This is a genomic window from Pseudoalteromonas sp. NFXS39, assembly GCF_040148775.1.
Taxonomy (GTDB): Bacteria; Pseudomonadota; Gammaproteobacteria; order Enterobacterales; family Alteromonadaceae; genus Pseudoalteromonas; species Pseudoalteromonas apostichopi.
Genome location: NZ_JAGDEC010000001.1, coordinates 639,715 through 662,796 on the forward strand (window position 1 = coordinate 639,715; position 23,082 = coordinate 662,796).

General features: G+C 39.4%; 20 protein-coding genes. 6 read left to right on the forward strand and 14 right to left on the reverse strand.

From position 1 onward, the window contains the following. Position 1: 1 nt before the first annotated feature. Both J3455_RS02735 and J3455_RS02740 read right to left on the reverse strand, forming a co-directional pair. Complete coding sequence (locus tag J3455_RS02735) at positions 2-853, reverse strand: MurR/RpiR family transcriptional regulator (protein ID WP_167657446.1); 852 nt, start codon at positions 851-853, stop codon at positions 2-4. Positions 854-864: 11 nt separating this feature from the next. Then, positions 865-2,112 carry an amino acid deaminase gene (locus J3455_RS02740; protein WP_349560983.1) on the reverse strand — a complete coding sequence of 416 codons (1,248 nt, stop codon included), beginning with the start codon at positions 2,110-2,112 and terminating at the stop codon, positions 865-867. A gap of 200 nt (positions 2,113-2,312) precedes the next feature. Here J3455_RS02740 and J3455_RS02745 point away from each other — a divergent pair, with 200 nt between their 5' ends. Continuing rightward, positions 2,313-5,252 (forward strand): TonB-dependent receptor, encoded by a 2,940-nt coding sequence (locus tag J3455_RS02745; RefSeq protein WP_349560984.1) that lies wholly within the window; start codon positions 2,313-2,315, stop codon positions 5,250-5,252. Between the two features lie 195 nt (positions 5,253-5,447). Further along, positions 5,448-7,040, forward strand: coding sequence for a carboxylesterase/lipase family protein (locus J3455_RS02750; protein WP_349560985.1), 1,593 nt, complete (start codon positions 5,448-5,450; stop codon positions 7,038-7,040). Positions 7,041-7,079: 39 nt separating this feature from the next. Here the strand turns inward: J3455_RS02750 and J3455_RS02755 are convergent, their stop codons facing one another. The 3 genes from J3455_RS02755 to J3455_RS02765 all read right to left on the reverse strand — a co-directional run bounded on the left by J3455_RS02755 (position 7,080) and on the right by J3455_RS02765 (position 9,515). After that, positions 7,080-7,799, reverse strand: coding sequence for an SIR2 family NAD-dependent protein deacylase (locus J3455_RS02755; protein ID WP_167657442.1), 720 nt, complete (start codon positions 7,797-7,799; stop codon positions 7,080-7,082). Continuing rightward, positions 7,796-8,818 (reverse strand): Kelch repeat-containing protein, encoded by a 1,023-nt coding sequence (locus J3455_RS02760; RefSeq protein WP_349560986.1) that lies wholly within the window; start codon positions 8,816-8,818, stop codon positions 7,796-7,798. Before J3455_RS02760 ends, J3455_RS02755 begins: the two co-directional genes overlap by 4 nt. Before the next feature lie 67 nt (positions 8,819-8,885). Next, positions 8,886-9,515, reverse strand: coding sequence for an NAD(P)-dependent oxidoreductase (locus J3455_RS02765; protein ID WP_130052832.1), 630 nt, complete (start codon positions 9,513-9,515; stop codon positions 8,886-8,888). 102 nt (positions 9,516-9,617) lie between these two features. Here J3455_RS02765 and J3455_RS02770 point away from each other — a divergent pair, with 102 nt between their 5' ends. Both J3455_RS02770 and J3455_RS02775 read left to right on the forward strand, forming a co-directional pair. After that, positions 9,618-10,502: a LysR family transcriptional regulator gene (locus J3455_RS02770; RefSeq protein WP_348707980.1), complete on the forward strand. Its 885-nt coding sequence runs from the start codon at positions 9,618-9,620 to the stop codon at positions 10,500-10,502. Between the two features lie 45 nt (positions 10,503-10,547). Continuing rightward, entirely contained in the window at positions 10,548-10,799 is a 252-nt protein-coding gene (locus tag J3455_RS02775) for a TIGR03643 family protein (RefSeq protein WP_130052834.1), read from the forward strand. Positions 10,800-10,801: 2 nt separating this feature from the next. Here the strand turns inward: J3455_RS02775 and J3455_RS02780 are convergent, their stop codons facing one another. The 3 genes from J3455_RS02780 to J3455_RS02795 all read right to left on the reverse strand — a co-directional run bounded on the left by J3455_RS02780 (position 10,802) and on the right by J3455_RS02795 (position 13,781). Next, positions 10,802-11,809, reverse strand: a complete 1,008-nt coding sequence (locus J3455_RS02780) for a PAS domain-containing protein (protein WP_349560987.1) — start codon at positions 11,807-11,809, stop codon at positions 10,802-10,804. A gap of 289 nt (positions 11,810-12,098) precedes the next feature. Continuing rightward, positions 12,099-13,418, reverse strand: coding sequence for a methyl-accepting chemotaxis protein (locus J3455_RS19825; protein ID WP_130053034.1), 1,320 nt, complete (start codon positions 13,416-13,418; stop codon positions 12,099-12,101). 108 nt (positions 13,419-13,526) lie between these two features. Next, positions 13,527-13,781, reverse strand: coding sequence for a YfhL family 4Fe-4S dicluster ferredoxin (locus J3455_RS02795; protein WP_054562570.1), 255 nt, complete (start codon positions 13,779-13,781; stop codon positions 13,527-13,529). Between the two features lie 373 nt (positions 13,782-14,154). Here J3455_RS02795 and J3455_RS02800 point away from each other — a divergent pair, with 373 nt between their 5' ends. Next, positions 14,155-14,517, forward strand: coding sequence for a hypothetical protein (locus tag J3455_RS02800; RefSeq protein WP_349560988.1), 363 nt, complete (start codon positions 14,155-14,157; stop codon positions 14,515-14,517). A gap of 69 nt (positions 14,518-14,586) precedes the next feature. Here J3455_RS02800 and J3455_RS02805 read toward each other — a convergent pair whose 3' ends face one another. The 4 genes from J3455_RS02805 to J3455_RS02820 all read right to left on the reverse strand — a co-directional run bounded on the left by J3455_RS02805 (position 14,587) and on the right by J3455_RS02820 (position 19,766). Next, positions 14,587-15,687, reverse strand: coding sequence for a cell division protein FtsZ (locus tag J3455_RS02805; RefSeq protein ID WP_349560989.1), 1,101 nt, complete (start codon positions 15,685-15,687; stop codon positions 14,587-14,589). Between the two features lie 63 nt (positions 15,688-15,750). Continuing rightward, the gene (locus J3455_RS02810) at positions 15,751-16,725 is read right to left on the reverse strand and encodes a WYL domain-containing protein (protein WP_349560990.1); all 975 of its coding nucleotides are present in this window, start codon (positions 16,723-16,725) and stop codon (positions 15,751-15,753) included. Positions 16,726-16,729: 4 nt separating this feature from the next. Then, positions 16,730-17,686, reverse strand: coding sequence for an HNH endonuclease (locus J3455_RS02815; RefSeq protein WP_349560992.1), 957 nt, complete (start codon positions 17,684-17,686; stop codon positions 16,730-16,732). Between the two features lie 58 nt (positions 17,687-17,744). After that, positions 17,745-19,766, reverse strand: a complete 2,022-nt coding sequence (locus J3455_RS02820; RefSeq protein ID WP_349560993.1) for an AAA family ATPase — start codon at positions 19,764-19,766, stop codon at positions 17,745-17,747. Positions 19,767-19,991: 225 nt separating this feature from the next. On the opposite strand from J3455_RS02820, the gene J3455_RS02825 reads away from it, so the two are divergent. Then, positions 19,992-20,666 carry a hypothetical protein gene (locus J3455_RS02825; protein WP_349560995.1) on the forward strand — a complete coding sequence of 225 codons (675 nt, stop codon included), beginning with the start codon at positions 19,992-19,994 and terminating at the stop codon, positions 20,664-20,666. Between the two features lie 59 nt (positions 20,667-20,725). Here J3455_RS02825 and J3455_RS02830 read toward each other — a convergent pair whose 3' ends face one another. Both J3455_RS02830 and J3455_RS02835 read right to left on the reverse strand, forming a co-directional pair. Next, on the reverse strand, positions 20,726-21,160 hold the full coding sequence (locus J3455_RS02830) for a hypothetical protein (protein WP_349560996.1): 435 nt from the start codon (positions 21,158-21,160) through the stop codon (positions 20,726-20,728). Between the two features lie 524 nt (positions 21,161-21,684). Then, on the reverse strand, positions 21,685-23,082 hold the full coding sequence (locus tag J3455_RS02835) for a hypothetical protein (RefSeq protein ID WP_349560997.1): 1,398 nt from the start codon (positions 23,080-23,082) through the stop codon (positions 21,685-21,687).

Consider the following 23,082-nt stretch of genomic DNA (forward strand, 5'->3'; position numbering starts at 1 on the left):
GCTAATCTCCTATCGGTGCACGGTCCGGTCCTTGGCGATATTGATCAAGCTCATGCTTTATGCGGCGTAATTTTTCGCGAGATTTCTTTTGCGTCAAAATTGCGACTTCACTGGCTAACACATCAACTGCAGCTAACATCGCATATCGCGCGGTGCTTGGCGTAAAAATGTAATCAGATTCGTTAGTTTTGATTGGCAAATGAATCGTGGCTAAATCTGCTAACTCACTTTGCGGACAGATTGCGATAACCTTAGCGCCATACTCTTTTGCAATACGCGCAGTATCAATCAAGTCACGAGCACAACCCGTCAGAGATAGCATCACAACGACGTCGCTCACATCAACACTTGCCGCCGTCATGCGCATCATCACAGGGTCACTGTAGGCATTACTTAAAATATCTAATCGAAACAGACGATTATGGCATTCCTGTGCAACTACGGAACTCCCCCCACCAACACCAAAAATTAAGCTATGGCGGCTATTGGCAATATATAGGGCAGCTTGCTCTACATCGGCTTGTTTAATTAGTCCTGCGTTGATATCTAAAATATCGTGAATTGCTTTGTAAATAGCGGGGATATCTTCTCGCTGCGTAGAACTTTCATTTATAAATCGCTCACCTACTGCTAAAGATTGCGCAAGTTGTAACTTCATATCACGTACATTGCTACAACCTAGCGCTTTTGCTAAGCGGGTAATTGACGCATGACTAACATTCGCTTTATCTGCTAAATCACTAATACTTGCAGAAGCTGCAAACTGCAGATCCGCCAAAATCAATTGAGCGACGGCTTGTTCTGATTGGCGCAAATGCCCTAAGCGCTCTTTTATTCTTGAAACTATATCCAATCGTCTATCTCCTAAAAATAAGTTTCGACCACATCAACTACGTTGTAGCTATCATCAATCACATTGATGTAGCGCCACTTATCAAATGTTAAGCACGGATGTGAAGTAGCAAATGCGACAATATCGCCAACTCGAAGTGTACAATCGAGTGGTACTTTCATCATTGCGTGCTGATCCATCATTTTCTCTATCTTCCAAGTGGGATCTGCTTTACTTACTTGCCCGTTTTGATCAACCAGTAGTGAAGGAATTGGAAATCCCGCATCAAATGCAGCATCTCGCTTACCAAAACCGATAATCACTCGACCCGGTTCAGGTATTGATTGCACATACGCCCAAATTTCTAAGCATGAGGTAAGCTCAGTTTCTAAAGAGCATGCCAATTCATTTCGCGCTAAAATTTGCTGCTGTGCTTGTTCGTAAATACCTTGATCATGAGTGACATAACAGCCCGGACGAAGCACAGCGACCATGTTTTGAGTCAGTTTTTCGGGATGAAATGCCTCACACACTAAGTCGTAGTAAGCTGATCCCCCCGCTGTAATCATCACTTGTTGTGTGTCAAATGCGTTATCAGCAATTAATTGCTTACACGTTGCGACTGCATATTCGAGGAACTGACTTACCGCTTCAGTTTGCGATAGCACTCCCTCATAAACTTCGATGCCAGCCAATGCAAGCGATTGATAGTTAGCTATTTCAGCAACCAATAATGTCAGCTCTTTACTATCAACAACGCCACAGCGCCCTCCCGGCACACCAAGCTCGATCAACACATGAATCGTATGCTTAGTGTTAGCAAAGTACTCGCCAAGCATGCGTATATTATCTAGGTTATCAACCAAGCAATAAAAGGTTATGTCGTTAGCAGCAAGCAACTCATCTAATTGCTGGCAATTAGCACGGCCAACTAATTGATTTGCCATTAGCACTCTTTTTGCACCACTCTTTACAGCGGCATGTGATTGGGCAACTGTTGCGACCGTTATCGCGTAAGCCCCTGCAGCTAATTGCTTTTTAAAAATTGCAGGAGTCATCGTTGTTTTACCATGCGGTGCAAAAAGAACATGGCTTTTTTTTGTATAGTCAGCCATCCACTGAATATTATTTATTAAGCGTGATTCATACAGGCATAAACAAGGCAAACTGACATCTTGCTTAGCGACATTCCAACCTGATGAAGATAGTTTTTGGTAATTACCAAGCCCTTTATTAGCTCGATTTACTGTTTCTAAGTTTACGACACTAAATTTTTCCATTTCAAAAGCCTGTTTATAAATCAATCAGTTAATGGCGATAGTTTAAAAATCAAACAAAAAATATAACGCTTTTAATGTAATTGTTATTGCAATTTTGTTAAATCTAATGTTAATTAATAACACACACACAGTCAATACGTGTTACAAATTAACAGAAAATAATAATTACCCTAAAATAAACAGGATGAGGAACGTTAAAAATGAAATCTCAAACCCGTCGCCAACATAAACTGAGTCGCAGTATCACGGCTAATGCCGTTGCTGCTGTTATTTGCGGTTATACCAGCTTCAATGCGATTGCTGCAGATCAAAACTCTTTAACAAATGAAGAAATCGAAACCATTGAAGTCCGAGGTATTGCAGCCAGTAACAAGCAAGATATAAATAACAAACGCTTTAGTACTGGTGTAATGGATTCAATCACCGCTGAAGACATTGGTAAATTACCCGATGTAACGATCGCAGATACTTTACAACGTATTCCAGGTATTCAAATTCGTCGCTCGGCGGGGGAAGGTTCAACCATCAATGTTCGCGGTATGCCGCAAGTGACAACGCTGTTAAATGGCGAACAGTTTTTAAGTGCAGGTTCAATTACCACGTTACAACCTGACTTTACCGACGTACCGGCAGCGCTACTCTCAGGTATTGATGTACTTAAATCACCTCAAGCAGATACGCTAGCAGGCGGTATCTCTGGCACTCTAGATCTAAAAACACGCAGACCATTCGATTTAGAGCAAGGTACTACCTTCTCATTCACTGGAGAGGCCACTCGTGGCAGCCTATCAGAAGAAACTGATCCAAAAGTGGTTGCTTTTGCGGGTTATAACAACGATGACTTTGGGATTATTTTTACTGCTGCTTACGATGAAGGCACGCTTGCTAACTACCGAAACGGTACAATTTTGACATCAAGCGAAGTTAAAGATGAGACTACTCGCGATTTTAACGGTGACGGTGATCTAAATGACAGTTTCTACAGCCAACGATTTTATGGTGTGATGCACCGTGAAACGGAGAGAGAACGTTTAGGCTTAAACACCACAGTTCAATATCGAATTTCAGACGCAGTGACATTTACCGGTGATATTTTTTATACCAACATGGATGATGCTGATAGAAAACAAGGCATGATGATCGACAATGCTCGTGGCGATATTTGGGCGTATTCAGATAGCTTCATTCCTCGCTTAGATAATGACCAAGGTGGTCAAATATATACAGTAAATGATGCAACATTCTTGGCTCGTCGGGTAAGTGCTTATTCAGAGAGCTTAACGAATGATCGCGAATCAACTAACGTAAGTATGCAATTTGAATATCAAGGTGATGGCCCACTTTCAGGCGAGCTTCGCTATATTCATGGTAGTGCTGAACGAGGTCATACTGAGAATGTTGCCCACGGTTATTTAACCTCAGGCGCACAACATGGTTTGCTGAAAAATGATGGTACAGGCGCGACACCTGTAAATCCTAACGGTGTTGGTCCTGATTCTGTTGCGGTTGATTTTTCTCGTGGAGGTGAGTACATCACCCTTGGTTTTGAAGAAGGCTTTGGAAGTGATATCAATCAATACAACCTAGTATCTACATATTCAGAAAATAACTTTGAAGAAGAAGCGACACTTGATGTAGCACGTATCGATGGTCGTTACGAATTTTCAACAGAGCATCTAACTAACGTTGATTTTGGTATTCGAGCATCAAAACGCGATGTTGAGCGAGAAACTTATATTCTTGTAGCACCATTTACAACTGGCGACATAAGCGCAGACGTTATGTGGAAAGATTCAGGTGCCTCATTAGGTGACACCAATGGTGATGGCGAAAAAAGTGTTGCAGGTGGTGACTTAACCCTTGGCCATACTAACTTCTTTAGTGATTTACCTGATGGCTGGGTAAACCAAGTTAGTAATTTTGGCCCCGGTGGCTCTAATCAAAGCTTTTACTTAATTGATCCAAAAGTCATGGACGATCCTATGGCTTTCCAAAATGCTATTTATCCAGGTAATAAACGTTTAGCAAATCCATCTCGTACATACCAAGTAAAAGAGCAAACTCAATCAGCTTATTTTAAATTCAACTTTGCTGGTGAGCTTGGTGATATGAGCTATACAGCTAATATTGGTGCTCAATACATTAAAACGGAACTCGACATGCTACAAAACCAACTAGGTTCAGCGCGTCCATGTTCACTATGTACGGCTAGTGAAAAAACAGGAGAAAAATGGCTAAATCGTGATTACTCTGATTTCTTACCATCGATGAACTTTAACTTAAACCTGACTGAGGATTTCATTTTACGTGCTGGTTACGGCAAAACAATGACAACGCTGGACATTGGTAAACTCGCAGGGGGTATCAGTGTTGGACGTACTCGCGCTGGTGATGTTCTTGCCGCTGAACTTGGAGTAAGTCCTGATTTACTAGTTGCGGTTCAAGGTCGCCAAAATGGTAACCCTGATCTAGAGCCTTGGCGCGCTACAAACTATAACTTATCAGCCGAATGGTATTTCAATGAAAGTGGTTTATTAAGTATCTCTGCGTTCTTAATGGATATTGAGTCTTTTGTTGAAAATGGCACCGTAATGATGGGCTTACCTGATATTGACGGTGTAATTCGTCGTGAAGTACCTGTGACTACCGAAATCAATGGTGAAGGTGGTGAAATTAAAGGCTTCGAATTAACGTATCAACAAGCATTTGATTTCTTACCAGAGCCATTTGATGGTTTAGGTACATCACTTAACTTTACTTACGCACCAAGTGATAGCGCTAACGTTGATGTGTATGGCAAAAGCTTACCAATCCAAGACAACTCAGAAAAATCAGCAAATGCTGTACTGTGGTATGAAAAAGGCCCATTACAACTTCGTTTAGCAGCAAACTATCGTAGCGACCGCTTAGATAGCTTAAGCTCAGCAATGGGTGATGGTGTGATGCCATTTTGGACTAAAAGTACCTTGTATTACGACTTATATGCTGGCTATGAGTTAGCTGAAGATACCAGTATCTATACATCTGTCAGTAATTTAACCGAGGAAAAAGAAGATATTTACGCACAGTGGTCAGATAATGTGATCACTCAAAATATCTTTGAGCGCCGTATTACACTAGGTATTCGTACACGCTTCTAAGGTTAATCTAATTTGGCTCACTTCTGCCCAAGTGATAAAAGGTCTGTTTGGCCTTTTTAATGAACAACGCATCGCGTGGTTTAGCCAAATACTAAAACCAGCATAGCCTCCCCTTGTAGCTATGCTGGTTTTTTCGTTGTTACTATCTGAATATGTTAATATTATAAGCCTTATCCAAATAGCCTAGGCTTTGTTATGACATCGCGTATTCTAAAATCGATTTTTTACTCATCTTTACTATTAGGCTCTGCCGTATTTTTGCAAGGCTGCCAAGAACAGCCTCAATCTGATCATATCGCTGTGACTGGTGGGCTCATCCAAGGACAGCAGCAAGGGCGTTTTATTACTTATAAAGGTATTCCGTATGCTGCAGCTCCTGTGGGAGACTTACGCTGGCGAGCACCACAGCCAGTGCCAAAATGGCAAGGTGTTAAAGTACTTAACGATTACGCGCCTGACTGTATGCAAAAGCCATTTGCAGCAGATGCTGCGCCGCTTACAACAACGCCCTCGGAAGACTGCCTTTATTTAAATGTATTTACACCGACTAAGCACAGTGATACTCAATACCCTGTTGTAGTATGGGTCCACGGTGGTGGCTTTGTAAATGGGGGTGCATCGCCCGCGGTTTACTCAGGTGAGAACTTTGCTAAACAAGGGGTTATATTTGTTAGCTTTAATTATCGACTAGGCCGATTTGGCTTTTTTGCACACCCTGCACTTACTCGTTTTGAGAATGACGCATTGGGTAACTACGCATTAATGGATCAAATTGCAGCACTTGAGTGGGTGAAACAAAATATAGCTCAATTTGGTGGTGATGCTTCAAAAGTGACACTCATGGGTGAATCTGCAGGTGGTGCATCGGTTCATGCCATGATGCAAACTCCTGCTGCAAATGGCTTATTCCAACAAGCGGTTATTATGTCAGCTGGCGGGCGAGAGCTATTTAAGCAATTGCCACTTAATAGTGACGAGGACACAGTCTTAAGCGCTGAAAAAATTGGCAAAAACTTTGCCAAGCAACACACCATTTTAGGCAGTGATGAAAATGCCCTTGCAGCGCTAAGGGAATTATCTGCTGAAGAAGTGATTGATAATCTAAACTTGAGCACATTGAACCGACAAATCAATGATGATTCAACTTACGTTGGCGGGCCAATTATTGATGGCACCATTATCAATGCCACGACTGAAGCGCGCTTGAACAAAGGTACATTTAGCCATGTTGCAACAATGGTTGGCACAACAGATATGGACTTAGGCTTTGCAAATTTTGCTTCAAAAGAAGCACTATTCGCAAGCTTTGCCCCTCACAGCACACAAGCCAAAATGACTTACGATGCAAATGGCGACACTCCGTTACCGTTACTCAATTATCAAGTTGGTCAAGATGCTTTAATGCAAGAGCCAGCAAGGTTCGTTGCAAAACGTGTGACAGATATGGGTAATGATGCCTTTCTATATCGTTTTGGTTATGTAGCGCAAACTTTAGATAAACCCGGTGCAGAGCACGCCAGCGAAATTCCGTACTTTTTTAACACTGTGGCAGCTAAATATGGGCATGTGGCCACTGAGCAAGATAAGCAAGCTGCTAAAATAATGCACCGTTATGTCACTAATTTTATTAAATTAGGCACACCAAATGGCCCAGGCTTACCGACATGGCAAGCATATAAAAATGATGAATCTTTTATACTGCAAATGAATAAGTCGGGGACTGCAGAATTTTTACCAGATCCCTTACAAGCGCGGTTAAACATCACAGCAACAAAAGCTGAACAGTAGTAATAATTAAATAAGGTGCTTAATAAAAGCGCCTTATTTTTACCCTTGCTGCTGAACATACTCAAGCGCAGTCATCTTGTGGTATGTCACATTCGGATGAAATACGTGAGTAGGATCAGGGTCAACAACTTCAATCGGTATGCCTTGACTGCGTGCAATATCGAGTGCCATTTGCGTAATATTAACGCTAAAAGAAGTGCCTATAAAGACGATTTTATCGGCATCGAGCATACGCTGTTGCGCCTGTGAAATACGATAAAGTTCAGTGTAGTATTCATCAAATAACAACACGTAAGGCTTAAACGATTCGTTAATCATCGGGCTTTCATTATTGATATTAAACACCTCAAGCAACGAGTTGTGTAGGTTGTCTTCGTTGACCTTTTCCCACGGCGCATTAAAAGCCATCACATCGTCACCTTGATGGTGAAACAGTGTCATTTGATCTAAACGACCATGAATAGCAATAAAATCAGTGTTACCAGCTTTGCCATCAAGACCGTCGATATTTTGCGTAATGAGATTTTTATCACTCAACCAATGATGCACCTCATTGGGACCGTGATGGCGATACGTTGCAAAGCGATGATAATACCAAGCTAAAAATTCTCGTGGATTAGTTTCGTACATAGCACGTGTTGCCATTTCCATTGGCGTGTAATTTTTGCTACCAATGGTCCAAAAGCCATCTTCGCCACGAAAGGTCGGTATACCGCTAGCGGCACTCACTCCCGCCCCAGTAATATAGAGTATATTCATAAAGATAACTTTACCTTGTAACCAAGTGCATCGGCCGTCACTTGTTGATTATTGTCCATACCACCAAGACGATACAAACTTCCTTGGTGCTCTAATAAACCTCGGTGATCCATGCTCGCAGTATCGGCTTTTGGCATCACTTGCCACGTGTTTTTATCAATATCAAAGCGCCAAACATGATCACTCGCTAGCGCTGGTTTGCCATCGTACCCCATACCATTATAGTTATATGGATTATCAGAGCCGCCCATCATATAGATGTCGCCATTAAAACTGGTTGCAGCCATACGGTAATGGGCAACCCCTGTTGGATGTGGCACGGTACGCCAATCTATTTTTAAAGGGTTATCAGCATCAATAGTGCCTTTTAAGCACTGTGCAACTGCAGCAAAAGAACGACGTTTATCAGCATTTGCCTGTGTTTTTACACCATCACACACTAAAATAGTATTACCACTGATCGCAGCCGCTTGGCCAAACACCGGTTGACCTAAAAATGGCGAAGCCTGATGCCAAGTATCTGTTTGCGTATCATAAACTTGCACTAGGTTAACATTCCCATCATTATGCCAACCACTGACTAAATAGATATAACGCTGCTGGTATGAGAGCGCCACACTGTCATCCACAGGCACGGGCATATTGGCAAGTTGCGTATATGAATTAGAAAGCACATCATAGCGATATACATCAGGTGAAGAGATTTCTTGATGCTTTGCACTCACCGTATAACCACCAAATACATAGGCATGTTTACCAACGCCCACTGCAGTACTCGCCAAGCGACCAGTAAGTGGCAATGTACTCGGCACTGCTTTAGCCGCTTGCCATGCGTTATCGCCAACTTTGAGTACCCACACTTTATTGTGAACATCGGTATGTGCTTTGCCTGAGCTCAAGCCCATAAAACTTAAGAAGTAGGCTTGTTCATCAATAACAACTTTCGCTACAGCGTTGTTAGCGACGGCTTCAGGTAAGGCGGGAATGGTTGCAAGTGCAATAGAAAATAACAGGCTCATAAATTAAATAAATAGCTAAACACATCGCTAAAGAATACCATTTTATGAGCCTGAAAAAAGCTCGCTATTAGTAAGCAATACTAATACGTTGATTTAAATGTGCCGCCGACTTCGCTTCATCAAGCATCGCTTTAGCATAATCAGTAACTGATATTTTGCTTTCGCCGTTTGCATCAGTAAAGAAGCTATCGCCACCGACACGGTATGGGCCTTCTGAATTACCAGGGTAAATAACCGCTGCGGGTGATACAAACGTCCATAGTGTATCTGTTGTTGATGCTCTAAATACATCAAGCGCCTCGCCTTGAGCAATTGCTTCTGCTTTGTATTCAGCAGGAAAGTCAGGACTTGATACAAGGGTTACACCGGGTGCGACTTCTAAGCTACCTGCACCGCCCACCCATAAAATGCGTGTGCCAGTACCTGCAAGCGCGTTTAGTAATTGCTTTGCTGTGTTTGCAACAATGTCATGGTTACCTAAAGCACGACCACCAATTGCAGCAATAACAACATCACTACCTGCAGCTGCAATTGCGATATCGTCTTTTGTTAAATCAAATTCAGTTACAGTGATGTTTTCTTGAGTTACTTTACTTGCGTCTCTTACTAATGCATTGACTTGATGACCACGTGCGAGTGCTTCTGATGTAATGTGGCTGCCAATCCAACCTGTTGTGCCAATAACTGCTAATTTCATGAGGAATGCTCCGTTGTTTGTTTCAATGATTGCAGTTTACTTGTTCACTAATTACTGATAAATACACTATATAGACACACATTGTTTCATATTAAGATACCAATGGATAAACTCAATTCTATTACTAGCTTTGTCGAAGTTGCCCGCACAGGCAGCTTTACTCAAGCTGCTGAGCATTTAGGTTTAAGCCGATTACAAGTTTCTAGGCATATTCAAGATATTGAAAAATGGCTAAATTTAAGGTTATTTCATCGCACAACACGCAAAGTGAGTTTAACCCTTCAAGGCGAAGAAGCCCTTAGCTATTGCCAGCAAATATTGAACCAAGTGTCTGATTTACAAAGCCGAGCACACAGCCATAACAACGAATTGGTAGGTACCATTAGAGTTGCCTCCCCCATTGGGCTTGGACAACATAAGCTGTTTGATGCCATTGAAGAGTTCACCAAACGCAACCCACAGACTCGATTTGAACTTTTACTTTCGGATAGTTTATCGCAGCTTGTTGATGACCGCGTTGATATAGCCTTGCGTTACATCCACCAGCCCGATGAAGGCCTCATTGCACGCAAGCTAATGTATATCGCAACCGCAGTGTGTGCATCTAACGATTATTTATCAGCAAATCAAACGATTAATGAGCCCAGTGACTTAACAGCACACAATTGCCTTATTCATAACAAACAGAATGTTTGGCAATTTCAACGCGACGACAACACACAAAAAGTGACTGTTAAGGGCAACATAGTTGCCAACGATATGGGCGTACTTCTAAAAGCTGCCAAACAAGGAATGGGGGTTGCTCATCTGCCTTGCGATCTCGCAAATGACTATTTGATATCAGGTGAGCTTGTTAAAGTACTGCCAGAGCATACAACTATGGGCTCTCACTTATGGGCGGTGTATTTGTCGCGTAACTTCCAACAAAATGTGGTGAGAGCGTTCATCGACTTTTTAGCAGAGCACTGGCAACAGGATATCTTATAATCTAAATCTGCTGCAGGTACGTATAAGCAACAAAAAGGAGTCATAATGCAGCACTTAGAACATGAAATATCTCGTATCATCGAAATGGCATGGGAAGACAGAACCCCGTTTGAAGCAATCAACCAGCAATTTGGCTTAAATGAAAAAAGCGTAATCGCATTAATGCGTGAGCAGTTAACAAGCTCTAGTTTTAAACTTTGGCGAAAACGCGCGGCGGGCCGACAAACCAAACACTTAAAATTACGCCACCCTGATATATCTCGTGGTTATTGCAAAACACAGTATAAGCATAGATAAATTCACTTTATCTTTTGTGAAAACTGACCAACAGCTAAACTGCTACCTCGTGCCGCCGCACGAGCCGCTTCAACTGCAGCATTAAGTGCTAGTCCGTTTGTTTGATCTGCAATACTACTAATACTTCGTACAATGGCAGTTATTTGTTGAGATTGCTTATCGAGCTCAGTCATTTCAGCTGCTGCTTGTTTTATTTGTCTTGCTAAATCATTCATCACGCGGACCATTTCATCTAAACCTGTAGCATCTTGCTGCGCTGCATTATCGTTTTCAGCTGATATATTGTAAGCATTATCAACCGCTTGAAGCTCAGCTATTTCTCGATTTACTTGCTTACTGAGCACAGTAGCAAACTTAACGACTTTATAGAGCACGCCTTGCTCATTAAAAACAGGGTTATAAGTCGCTTCTAACCAAACTGGTTTTCCTAATTTATCTACACGTTTAAATCGTGTCGAAATAAAGAGGCCTTTTTTTAATTTAAGCCAAAACTCGGCATAATCTGTTGAATTAGCTTCAGCTGGTTCACAAAACATGCGGTGATGCTTACCGATAACTTCGTTCTTCGTATAACCAACACCTGCTAAAAATTGATCATTCACTTTTAAAACATAGCCATCTAAATCAAACTCAATGACCGCCATAGAGCGATTTATCGCTTGAACTAAGTCTTTATTTTCTCGCGATGTTTCAATTGTGCGAGTTAGTACACTGGCGTGAAGTGAAAACTTTTCAAAGCCTCGTTGCTTGCTCACAATCGGATGGAAAAATGCTCTTAACCAAACTTGTTGATCCTGTGAATTTAAAAGCTGTACGGCCCCAACCCAGGCTGATTTGTCTAAAATAGCTCGTTTTAAATGAAGGTAATGCCTTGTGGTTTTGGCATTATTAGGCACTAAATCAAGAATAGGTTTTCCTATTAGCTGTATTTCTGTATAACCAAGTTCAGCTAATACTTGTGTATTAGCAAATGTTATACGACCTTCCTTATCTAATTCCAGTGTAAACATTCTATTATCTAATGTATCTATGACTTGAGATACACTAAACAATTCATCCTCTAACTGAGCTATCCTTTTTTTCAATGGCTGGGTAAAAAACATAAAGCATCCCACCTTAAATACTTAAATCATCACAGAGTAGCTTTATAAGGACTACTTAATCTGTACCGTTCGATGATTTTAGCGTAAAAAAGTTGGGTAAATATCAACTTTCAAGACAATAGGAAGTTTCTTGAGGGAAAATAAGAAATGATTTAATTAAATAGCATTAAAAAAGCCTAGCTGTGTAGGCTTTTTGTCAGTGGTTAAGTTGGTTAGCGAATTGTCCAACCGCATCTACCACTTGTTGAGCGCCACGTTGTATATCCTCCATCATTTGACCTGACTCATTTGATAATGACACACCTTGCTCGGCTTTTACCTTTCCTTGCTCTATAACCTTAACTGTATTTTGTGTAAGAGACTGATTATCATTAACTACTTCAACAATTTCTTCTGTGGCTTTTGAAGTTCTCGATGCAAGCTGTCGAACTTCGTCAGCAACCACAGCAAAGCCTCTACCTTGCTCACCCGCTCGGGCAGCTTCGATCGCGGCATTGAGTGCCAGCAAATTTGTTTGCTCTGCAATACTACTAATACTTTGCACAATAGCAGCAATTTGTTGTGACTGTTTATCAAGCGCAGAAATTTCTTGTGCGGCTTGTTCCATCTGCTGAGCTAATTCATTCATCACCGTCATGGTGTTTTGTAACACCTCAGCCCCTTGTTGAGCCAGTTTATCGGTTTCTGTTGATGTGCCATATGCAATTTCGGCAGCTTGGGAGATTGCATTCTCACGATTAACTTGCTCAGTGATCACGGTTGCAAACTTCATTACTTTATAAAGCTCACCGAAATCATTAGAAATTGGGTTATATGAAGCTTCAAGCCAAACTTCATTGCCATGACGATCAACACGTTTAAAGCGATCAACAACAAACTCACCGCGCCTTAAACGCTGCCAAAACTTTTCGTACTCAGCAGATTCTGTAAGTTCTGGCTCACAAAACATGCGATGATGCTTACCGACAATCTCTTCTTTTTTATAACCCATACTCTCTAAAAACGGTTCATTTGCGTTAATAACCTTGCCTTCAAGGTCAAACTCTATAACCGCCATAGAACGATAAATAGCATTAATAGTGTCGCGCTGTTCACGAGAGGTAGAAATTGCATCAGTAAGTACAGTGCCGTAAATAGCAAAGTAATTAAGCTCCCCTTGCTCTGTGTGAACAGGATGAGCAATTAATCGCAGCCACTCAAGTTTGCCGTCATAACGGGTTATTTGTAAGTGCCCAACTCCATGCTGTTGATTTTCAATGGCGTTTTTTAAATCTTTAAACTGGTCAGTATTTTGACATTGTTCAGTAATAATATCCTGAAAGGGCGAGTCAATTAGCTGGCTTTGCGAGTAACCTAATTCATCTAAGAAGTTCTGGTTAATATAGGCCATTGTGCCATCAGCACGTAGTCTAAGCACCAGCATCTCTTCATCAATGCCTGAAGTAAGATCTTTTAACGGATAAAGTTCCGCCTTTAACGCATCAATTTCAGCCTGTAATGATTTGCTAAACCACATAAAACGCCCTGATTTCTTATTAACGTGTTGTTGTTCATAAAATTGTAGAACAATTAACACGGGGCGCCACTTTAAAATAAGTAAAAAGAATTAAGAAAAGTGATTTAACTAAGAAGCTTGAGAGGTCAATTTAACGTATTTCTCTGCCAGTTCATCTAACGTTTCACGATGATTTGGATCTGGCTTAATACAATCGATAGGACACACACTCACACAAGTAGGGTTATCGTAATGCCCAACACACTCGGTGCATTTGTTAGGGTCGATTTGATATATCTTCGCGCCCATATAGATAGCCTCATTCGGACACTCAGGATCACACATATCACAGTTAATACATTTATTGTTGATGAGTAATGCCATGACAAACCTTTAAGCACGCTGATGGAGTATTGCCTTTAAAAGCTAATCTAGATTTCAAAAAGCAGCGAAAATTGCAGCCGCATAATATAGATTGCTGCGAATGAAGTTTCTTTGATCTAGATCAAGTTTAAAAGTAGTTAAGATTCTCTAATCCGATATTATAGGACTAATGCACTGAGACTATCTATCTAACTAAGTTATGTGATGAGATAAGTGAGAGGTTTTATAACATCTAGAATTTGCTTACTCATACCAGTGACGATAACAAGCGCCATATAAAAAGTAGAATTTTTTCGCAGAAAGAGGCAATGGAAAGGGTTCTAAATTGGACTTAACCGAGTAATGTCGGGAAAAATAAATTTAGGAGTCCTTCATGAATAGCAACGTTGGCATCTTTTGGTTTGCTGAAAACACATTAGTCTTTAAAGCTCAAAGTGCTATCGACTTAAAACCAGATCAACTTGGATTTATTGATAGCACGCTGCAACACCAAGTTGAGTGGGAAGATAATAATATTTATCAATTGTTTGGTTTAATGCTAGACAACACTGACTACTACAACTTTCCCAGAGGTCGAGTTGTTTTTAATGTTGATCAAAATACCTCATACGTATACTTAGACAAAAGCTTGTTTAAAAAGCATATAGTTAAAAAGATAAAAGCTAATTTTTCTTTACTAGATACAAATGTCAGGTTCTATACTGATCCTCATTACAATTGCTTTGGTAGTATTTAGAACAAATAAAATACTACCAAATAACTAAGCACAGATACGCAGAGCTAAATTGGTGGCAACCCAGTGAAACTACTTACCAGAGGGGGCTGGTGATTGACTACGTATAAAAGCCGGAATATCAAAAATATCACTTTGGCTAGATACAACAGCTTTAGCTTTTGTTGTTTGCTCTACTTTAGGTATTGTTTCATCTATGTTTTTGGCATGAATTAACTGACTTTTTGCACCTGTGGCTATGATGAGTATTTCAAAGTTATTCGCCAAACTCGTAATTTTAGAAGCACCACAAATAACCACTGCGTTAGGGCTAACTTGATGACGTACTGTATCCATTATGGTGTTGTAACTGCCTAATGAGATCTCATCAACACAATTGATTTGTACAATAACACCTGTACTTGTGCTCATATCAACACTGCTAACCAGAGGGTTGCTTAGGGCTTGCGTAAGAGCCATTTGTAAATCGCTTTCATCTGCACACTTTCCAACCCCCAATACAGCATCGCCTTGAGCGTCCATTACTCTTTGAAAGTCACGCAGATCTACGTTAATTAATCCCTGATAACACAGCATATCAATGAGTGAGGTAATTAAAGAATGTAAAATTTGATTACTGTGCTTGAAGGCATCAAATAAGCCAATGTCATTGCCAAGCACCTCAATAAGTTGATCATTTGGTAAAGTGACAACAGCATTAGCGAACTGCTTTAATTCATCAAGCCCTTGCTCAGCTACTTTTCGCCTAAAATCCCCCTCACTGGTAAAGGGTAATGTTGCAATACAGATTACAGGCTTATTAAGATCTTTGCCTAACTTAGCTATGTATGGGCTAGCTCCTGTGCCAGTGCCACCTCCTAAGCCAGTTGCGCATAAGAGAATATCGCAACTTTTGATAAGCGTTAATAATTGCTCTTCACTTTCTTGTGCGGCGAGTAACCCTATTGCTGGGTCTGCGCCAGCGCCATAGCCGTTTGTAAGCTCAGCACCTATCAACACAAAATCATCACTTTGAGAGTGCTCTAATACAACCTTATCAGTATTAACGCAGTAAAACTTAGTTTGCGGGTTTTGAACCTCATTAAAAATGGTATTAACAGTGTTACAACCGCAGCCACCAATACCAAATACGCCAATAGACAAGCCATCTAAATTCTCAACTAACTCAAACATCATTGCTCCTCATTTTTAAAGAGCATAACAACAAGGTGCGTCAATTTTTGACGCAACTAAAAGTCACAAGTTATAAGTGTTTGAAGCCTCATTTAGTTTTTTAATGATTCTGCTGCGTACAGCTTGAGGCTCTATTACCTCAAGCCAATGTGATGCTCTAAACAATTCACTTGTTAATTGCTCTGTGTCCTGCACATTGAATTTAAGCAGTGATGTTTGAGCATCTAACTTTTTCTGCTCTATTAACTCACCAAATTGTACAAACCCCTGATTCAATGAAGATTGAGACGGCACTTTGATAATCAAGTTAATACTGTCCTGACGCTTTCCTTTATTAATCGCAGATCTTAATGAGCTTAACTGCTCTAAACTTGGTTCACGCCGTGTCTTTTGTAGTACCTTCACATTACGAATACGATAGACCGGTATCTGATAGCACTTTTCATGTAGCGTCCCTACCATAAACTGCGCCATGAGAATGCCATTGTCTTCTTCAAGACCATAGAAACTAAGTTCAGGAAAGGATAACCAGTGTGCCTGATCATATAAAACGCGATAAACCTCAGCACTAACTGAACGATTATATTTTATTGCATGCTCGATTTGTTCAACAACCTTGCTATCAACATTCACCTTAATCGAGCTATTATTTTTTAGGTTTAACCATTCAGGTTTGATGCCATTTAGTCGCTGTAATGCAATATCAGCTTTAGCATGAATTGTTTGTTTAATATCTACAGGGATATTCTGTGGCAGAAGCTGCTCAAGCAGTAAGTAATGCTGAGCAAGCTCAATACTGAGTAGCGGTGAGCTTCCCCGCCACTCTTTACTAATAGACCATGCATAAGGTTTTGTTCGCGTATCTTTTTCAAGGCCAAAACAGCCTTGATCGTATAAAGACTGAAGATCGCGTTGCAACATGCGTGTGGAGAGGTTAATACCGCTATCAAAGAGCTTTTGTTTTAACTGAGTTATAGTGATAGAGCTTGGCCTTGTAGGCACAAGCTCTAGAATTGCTAAATGGCGCTGGGAGATCATTATATTAGTACTTATATTTTTTCCTATGATGTTTCATATATGATTTTGTTTCCTTACTCATAGAAATTTTCATGTTTTTGCTAAGTGATAACTTCTCAGAATCTTTTGAGCTTAATTTATCACTTATCAAGATAAAGCCATTTGAGTCAAAGCTTATTAAGCCCTTATCAAATAACGCATCTAAATGTGCCGCAAGCAATAAACCATTGTATGGGTCTATTCTTTCATGGGCCTCGGCATCGCGCCAAGCTTTGATATGTGAAGCTCGGAGTAAATCTCTACACTTTAAACCGGTTAAAGCACAGCATTCTCCCCATAATTTATCTAAAGCTTTTCGAAACTTCCCTTGCCCTATTCTAGTCTTAACAAGCGCATCTCGTTCCGTCTCAGTAAGTCCATTTAATTTGTCGAAATCATTAATAAATTCATTAATATATTTTTCAGGTTCATCTTCGTAACTAGTGTCAATTTTAGCAAGTGGCGTAATGACATTTGTTTCTACTATTTTTAATAATTCATTGTAATTAGCTTTATGATTCTGACCTACTTCAAAAAATGCTTTATACTTCAGTTCATTGTCATCTAACTTGAACAGATGTTGGATATTCTTAGGTAACGTCACCAACTTTGGAAGAGTGACAGTTAGAGTGCAGCCTTTTTTCTTACATCTAATTCCCAACCTAGCTCCAACAGAATCATTTCCATATTTAAAAACATGACTAGAAGAGCGATTAAACCAACCGTACTCAATATTTGGAACTCTAAACTGATCACAAAATTTTATTATTTCTAATGCTATTTTACGGACTTGAGGGTTAGCATTGAGCCATTCATTAGCCGCAGGCCTTTTAGATAAATCAGGCGTTCTTCTTGATTTCTTTCCTTTTAATAGATTTGCATTCTTTTTTAATTTCTTAACTTTTATTGACTCTGATGAATCTGATATTTTTTTATCACTCATAATTCTGTTTCCTAATAATATTAAAATCAATACTTCTATTTAAGTCATTATTGTTAATTCAAATAACAAATCCAATCTTGCGTTCTGAACCACCTTTGAGAGCATTTTGTTCTTTCAAAATTGACAGCATACTCTCTTGAGTCATACGACGTTTCGAAAACTTCATTTGCCTCTTTACAATGGCAAAATCACCCGGAGTGAGTTTTGATAACCCAAGCAGTTCATTTATAACTGTCTTTTTTAAAACACCTCTGCCCAGTGTCTGTCTAAACATACCTTTGCACTGTATGGGTGTTAGATAAGCTAGGTTTAACTTGAAATCAAATCGCCTAATTACTGCTTTATCTAAGTTTTTAGCGAAGTTAGTAGCTGCAAAAAGTGGGAGTTGAAATTGCTCCATCTGACATAATAATTCATTAACTATTTGCACTTCCCAATTTGCCGTCGCTTGTTCACGGCTACATAACAAGCTATCTGCTTCATCAATAAATATTGCACTCACCTCCTGTGTAGCTTGTTTAAATAGTTGAGCAATATTTTGCTCACTTTCGCCAACCCACTTACTTAATAAGTCAGATGCTTTGACCGAAATGAGTTTAATATCAGCTTTTTCACATAAATAGTTTACAAAGGCTGTTTTACCGGTACCCGGCGGGCCAGTTAACAAAGTTCGTGAACTCGAAAACTCTATTACAGCCTCTTCTACCTGTTCGAGAGATGCATATTCAGACTCTATATTTACCATTTTAGGATTAAACTTTTGCTCTGCTTGATAAGTCAGCTCATGAGTTGAAAAGCCGCATGCAGTTAAGGTATTTTGAATGTTCTCTTCAATACATTCACGCGCAGTGTGTGCTTTAAATCCACATAACCTAGCTACATGTACTGCTTTTGCAATATGGGCTGGCAGCAAATTTCGCTGAGCTGCTAACTTACTTATGAAGGTGTTACCCGCGTTCAACCCTTTAACATATTTGCCAATCATTTTTTCTTTGGTTGTTTTACTTAGCTCAGGTATTTCATAAACGATATTGAACCGTCTAATAACGCTTTGAGGTAAGTCTTCTAGATGATTAGTTATCCAAATACTCACCACAGGTTGATTTTCAATGTAGCTATGAAGCAGCTCTTTTGAGAAACTTTTTGAAAATAAATCACGCTCAAAAATGTTTTCACACTCATCTAGTAACAGCATTGTTTTTTTACGTTTTGCTACTAGCTTACTTACTATATTGAAGTGCTCTAAGCGTAGCTCAGAGCTTGCGCTTCTACTATCAAGTTCGTTTGTTGGGTTTATTAAGTCACTACCTTTAGCTTGCACCATAAGCAACTGCGAACTACAAGCTTTTGCTAAATATTGCGCCAATGAAGTTTTACCGGAACCGGGAATACCATAAAGTAAAATACTCAGTGATTGCCCAGCGGTATTAGTCGCATTCTGAGTAGCTTTAAGTAACGTTTTTAAATCTAAGTGAGATAAATCAGTAGCGCTAAGTTCAGAAGCCTCACAAGGAGTAACCAAGTTAGATAAAATATCACTTTCACTATTTAACTTACCCTCAAGAAGGCTTTTAGCAATTGCGTTTGGTAATATTAAAAACTCATCTTCCCCTGCAAATATCTCCATATCCATTGAATACATACCAGATTCAATCATTATCCCAATTTGCTTGTTGAGTAGTGCTTCATCAATATCAAGAACGTGAGCTATTTTTTCTGCAATAACGTTAGTGTAATCGTCACGTAAATATTCAACAAGTTCGCGTAATGGTTTACTGAGCGTCATAAAGCACGAGAAAATAACCAAAGGAGTAGCCGCTTTTGGAAGCCCAAACGCTTTACAAAATATGTGTACATTTTTTTGTAACGTTGTAGGCATTGTGTTTATTGCTAAATGATCTAATCGAGCAACTAAATCATCAACACCTAAACCTTGAAGGTTTGAATAATTAAGTCCAGCAACCTCACACAAAGCCTTTTTAAATAGCTTATCGTGCCAAAGCTCTTCTACGTCAAACTCTTCTAATAATTGAGTGGCAAAGTGTGCCACAATACGTTTTAATTGAGGTGTTATGTTCATGCTATGTACCTAGTAGTCATTAACTTATGCAGCTATATTACTAAGTAAAAAGAAGTAACGTACCCACACTTCCATCTCAAAAAAAACGCGGAATATATTGATAATTAAAGCTTTTTTTCTTTTTTATTTTCTTTTGTTTTATTTTGGTTTATTCTTTAGTTGACCCCCTTGTTTTTTAGGCCCTGCAGAGGCATAAATAAAGCTATAACGTTTTTTTGGACTATTATGGAAAATATAAATTTAGGATCGGCAGAAAACCCTATAATCCTTAAAAATAAGCATCAAGATACCGAGTCCGAAAAATACTATGCCAGACATAAAAACGGAGAAGTGTATATTCACAGGCCTCTTCTACAGATACATACTAAAAACAATCATGAACTAGACAAAGATGACCCAGAAAGTGGCCTTTTTGCTTTTCATAAACTAAGAGATGACCAAGACTGCTTTACAAAAAATGTTATCTCCAACCCTCACTTACAACCATTAGAGATCAAAGTTTTATTGGCACTCAATGAACTTTTTCAAGAGCATTCGTCTTGTGAGGTGGTTTATATCTGTAGCTCCAATAAAGTAAACCTTGATAACTTTGGGGATGATTATGGTTTTTGGATAGCTGAGGGAAATACAGAGACTCTAGTAGAAGTAAATAACGTCCCACTTTATCAATTATTAGGAAAAGCACTCAATACAATTATTAGCAACGAAAAGCTTAATAAAATACTCATTAGGTTAGATAGTTTTCACTATATCAGTGTCACACCGGTCACATTCGAAAACTCCAAGCTTGGTATTAGTCAAAAGCACAATAGAAACCAGCGAGCTTATTTAAAAGTAATACAAATAAATGAACTGATGGACTTTAAGAATCTAACAAATATATGGCTTGCCAAAGATTAAAGTGCGAGTTTTGAGCTCGATTTAAAAACCGAGCCGAGCCTGCTTGCTCTAAAGCATGCTCATTCAAAACCACATTCAGAAAGCTTAATTTTTACTGTTACCGATTGGCTGCCATCACAAACCGTAGGTAAATCAGTTTTTATTTGATAGTGTCTCGATGAGCTGTGTAAACTCCATTTATCTTCGTGAGGTACTTTTTTTGTTTTAATGGCTCCACTCATAAAGCGATCTAAAGAACGGTTAAAACCACGCTTAACGCCTTGCTCGAAAACTTCAGCAATTAATGTATTTATAGAATCATCTACAGCTTTATTTTCTGAACTTTCACTATCAACATTTTGTCCCATAGCACATTTAGTTTTTTCTATTAAGTCTTCCATCCTTGCAGTAGGTGTATCACCTATTGAGTCTAGTTCTGTTTCTTCTTCAATGCGCCCGATCCACTTATTCATACTCTCAGAACGAATGCTTGCATCTCTATTTTTATAAGTCATAACTGTTATCCTTTAACTTTATTAGTTTTAAATCTCTGCGTTTGCTCAAATATTTCTCAGTACACTTCATCGCGGCTGATGGGTGAGTATTTAAATTTAGCGAGTATTAAAATCAGCTCGATTTATAAAGCTGATTTAATATCGTCGCGGTGATTCCAATCAACAAATTTTACTTTGTCATCTACAATTACTTTTACCGCTTGGCAAGCTCAATAAGCTTATCTTAAGGGCAGTCAAAGTCATATTTACCACGAGTGCTTTTCATGAGTCGTATAAGCCTTATTCTTCAATTTCAATGCCTAGCTAATATGTAAGTACTTCCGTTTAAGTCAGGACCCATCAATCAGCCACTTACAAAAGGTTTCATTGCTCTCGTATAAATCACTGGCAGGCTGCTTTCAAGCTGAGCTGTTATTTCGCGTAAACCCTCCGCCCAATAAATGCGAGTAGTCTTGCTCACCAAGTAACTCAACCACCGCTTGCTCTAACTTAACTTCAGTACATTTCATAATTCAATCCTTTAGCTAGCTACCTGAGCTTAACAATCCTATTAAATTAGGCTTATCATATGCTGTTGAGCCTTCTAAGTAATCATCTACAACACTAGATACCTGCCTTACCAATTGCTTATCCCTAGTAAAAAAACCCAAAGGAATATGTACTGGGCTTAAGTCAGGAATTAAAAGGTGATAGCAAACCGCTGCAAACTCATTATCCAATAACATCACTTCAACATTGCCATCAAATAAACCGTTTAAAATACCTGAGCTAGTCGATAACTGACCAAGCTTATGCTTCCATGCTTTTCTACCATTAACTGCAGCATTAGGCCTGTCATCACATGGTAGGTACATCATAAAATCATAACAGTTTTCGTTCTTATTCTTTTGATGCGACAACAAACTGTCTTTGGCTTTAGTAAAGCTTTCACTCACACCCCAATAACGCGTATTCGCACCAATCCATTTTAATTTTTTTAGTCCACCTTGATTTTTTGAAGGCTTAAGTATCTTTAGGTGCTCTTCAATCTTTCTCCACGGCTGACGACTATACAATGAGCCTATTAATAATTCATATGGCTTACTCCCTGAAGTATCAGCCATCTCCGCAATCATTGAACGAAAATCAATTTCACCACTTTTAACAAAACGCTCTACTGACATATCCTTAAACGCATCCCAAGCATGTTTTATGCTCTGCAGGTTGTCACTCAACCTAAGGTTATCCGTATCCTGAGCTATCGCTTGACTAATTGCCTCATCATTCTCATATATCTTATTAACATAAAATGGCTTAACTTTATTATCAAAATCTATTTCAAACTTTCGTTTTATTCTATGGGCAACACTTTTTTTTCTTGTTACTGTATCTACGGAGTAAAGGCTTGGTAACGAGTTGCCCTCAGTCCTAATTTTGCCTAAGTCACCCGACTCAACTAAACGGTGAAAATGTTTACTAAACATGCTTTTTGCATGCTGTTCGCTCATGCTTTTAATCTCATTATTAGCCGCTAACCTCAGCCCGGTGCTCCAACCTCCATGTTGCTTATTTACTTTGTTAAATCCTAGTAGTTCAAAAGAGATATTAGTTGAGTCAGGTTGAGGCTTTTCTACCATAGGCTTATCGTCTAAAGAAGAAAAATACCCTTTACTTAATACAGTCAGAGATAATCTGCCATCCTCTAAGTAAGTCACTTCATTTTTATTAATGGGCTCCTCTAAAGCTACATCAAGCTCACGTGGATTGAATCCAAAAAACGATGCTAACTCAAATTTAGACAATGGAGATATATGCAAAGCACGAAGTAAAAAATCTTTTGTAAACGGAAACCCTTGCTTACTCAAGTAAGAGTATTTAATACGATATGTTTCAGCAGGAACAATATAATCAACTTCGTTAAATTCTATATAATTATTTTCCAT

What these genes read in the sequence shown, in the direction of transcription:
- J3455_RS02740 (WP_349560983.1), bottom strand. Translation starts at nt 2,112, where the DNA reads ATGGAAAAATTTAGTGTCGTAAACTTAGAAACAGTAAATCGAGCTAAT.
- J3455_RS02745 (WP_349560984.1), top strand. Translation starts at nt 2,313, where the DNA reads ATGAAATCTCAAACCCGTCGCCAACATAAACTGAGTCGCAGTATCACG.
- J3455_RS02750 (WP_349560985.1), top strand. Translation starts at nt 5,448, where the DNA reads ATGACATCGCGTATTCTAAAATCGATTTTTTACTCATCTTTACTATTA.
- J3455_RS02755 (WP_167657442.1), bottom strand. Translation starts at nt 7,799, where the DNA reads ATGAATATACTCTATATTACTGGGGCGGGAGTGAGTGCCGCTAGCGGT.
- J3455_RS02760 (WP_349560986.1), bottom strand. Translation starts at nt 8,818, where the DNA reads ATGAGCCTGTTATTTTCTATTGCACTTGCAACCATTCCCGCCTTACCT.
- J3455_RS02765 (WP_130052832.1), bottom strand. Translation starts at nt 9,515, where the DNA reads ATGAAATTAGCAGTTATTGGCACAACAGGTTGGATTGGCAGCCACATT.
- J3455_RS02770 (WP_348707980.1), top strand. Translation starts at nt 9,618, where the DNA reads ATGGATAAACTCAATTCTATTACTAGCTTTGTCGAAGTTGCCCGCACA.
- J3455_RS02775 (WP_130052834.1), top strand. Translation starts at nt 10,548, where the DNA reads ATGCAGCACTTAGAACATGAAATATCTCGTATCATCGAAATGGCATGG.
- J3455_RS02780 (WP_349560987.1), bottom strand. Translation starts at nt 11,809, where the DNA reads ATGTTTACACTGGAATTAGATAAGGAAGGTCGTATAACATTTGCTAAT.
- J3455_RS19825 (WP_130053034.1), bottom strand. Translation starts at nt 13,418, where the DNA reads ATGTGGTTTAGCAAATCATTACAGGCTGAAATTGATGCGTTAAAGGCG.
- J3455_RS02795 (WP_054562570.1), bottom strand. Translation starts at nt 13,781, where the DNA reads ATGGCATTACTCATCAACAATAAATGTATTAACTGTGATATGTGTGAT.
- J3455_RS02800 (WP_349560988.1), top strand. Translation starts at nt 14,155, where the DNA reads ATGAATAGCAACGTTGGCATCTTTTGGTTTGCTGAAAACACATTAGTC.
- J3455_RS02805 (WP_349560989.1), bottom strand. Translation starts at nt 15,687, where the DNA reads ATGTTTGAGTTAGTTGAGAATTTAGATGGCTTGTCTATTGGCGTATTT.
- J3455_RS02810 (WP_349560990.1), bottom strand. Translation starts at nt 16,725, where the DNA reads ATGATCTCCCAGCGCCATTTAGCAATTCTAGAGCTTGTGCCTACAAGG.
- J3455_RS02815 (WP_349560992.1), bottom strand. Translation starts at nt 17,686, where the DNA reads ATGAGTGATAAAAAAATATCAGATTCATCAGAGTCAATAAAAGTTAAG.
- J3455_RS02820 (WP_349560993.1), bottom strand. Translation starts at nt 19,766, where the DNA reads ATGAACATAACACCTCAATTAAAACGTATTGTGGCACACTTTGCCACT.
- J3455_RS02825 (WP_349560995.1), top strand. Translation starts at nt 19,992, where the DNA reads ATGGAAAATATAAATTTAGGATCGGCAGAAAACCCTATAATCCTTAAA.
- J3455_RS02830 (WP_349560996.1), bottom strand. Translation starts at nt 21,160, where the DNA reads ATGACTTATAAAAATAGAGATGCAAGCATTCGTTCTGAGAGTATGAAT.
- J3455_RS02835 (WP_349560997.1), bottom strand. Translation starts at nt 23,082, where the DNA reads ATGGAAAATAATTATATAGAATTTAACGAAGTTGATTATATTGTTCCT.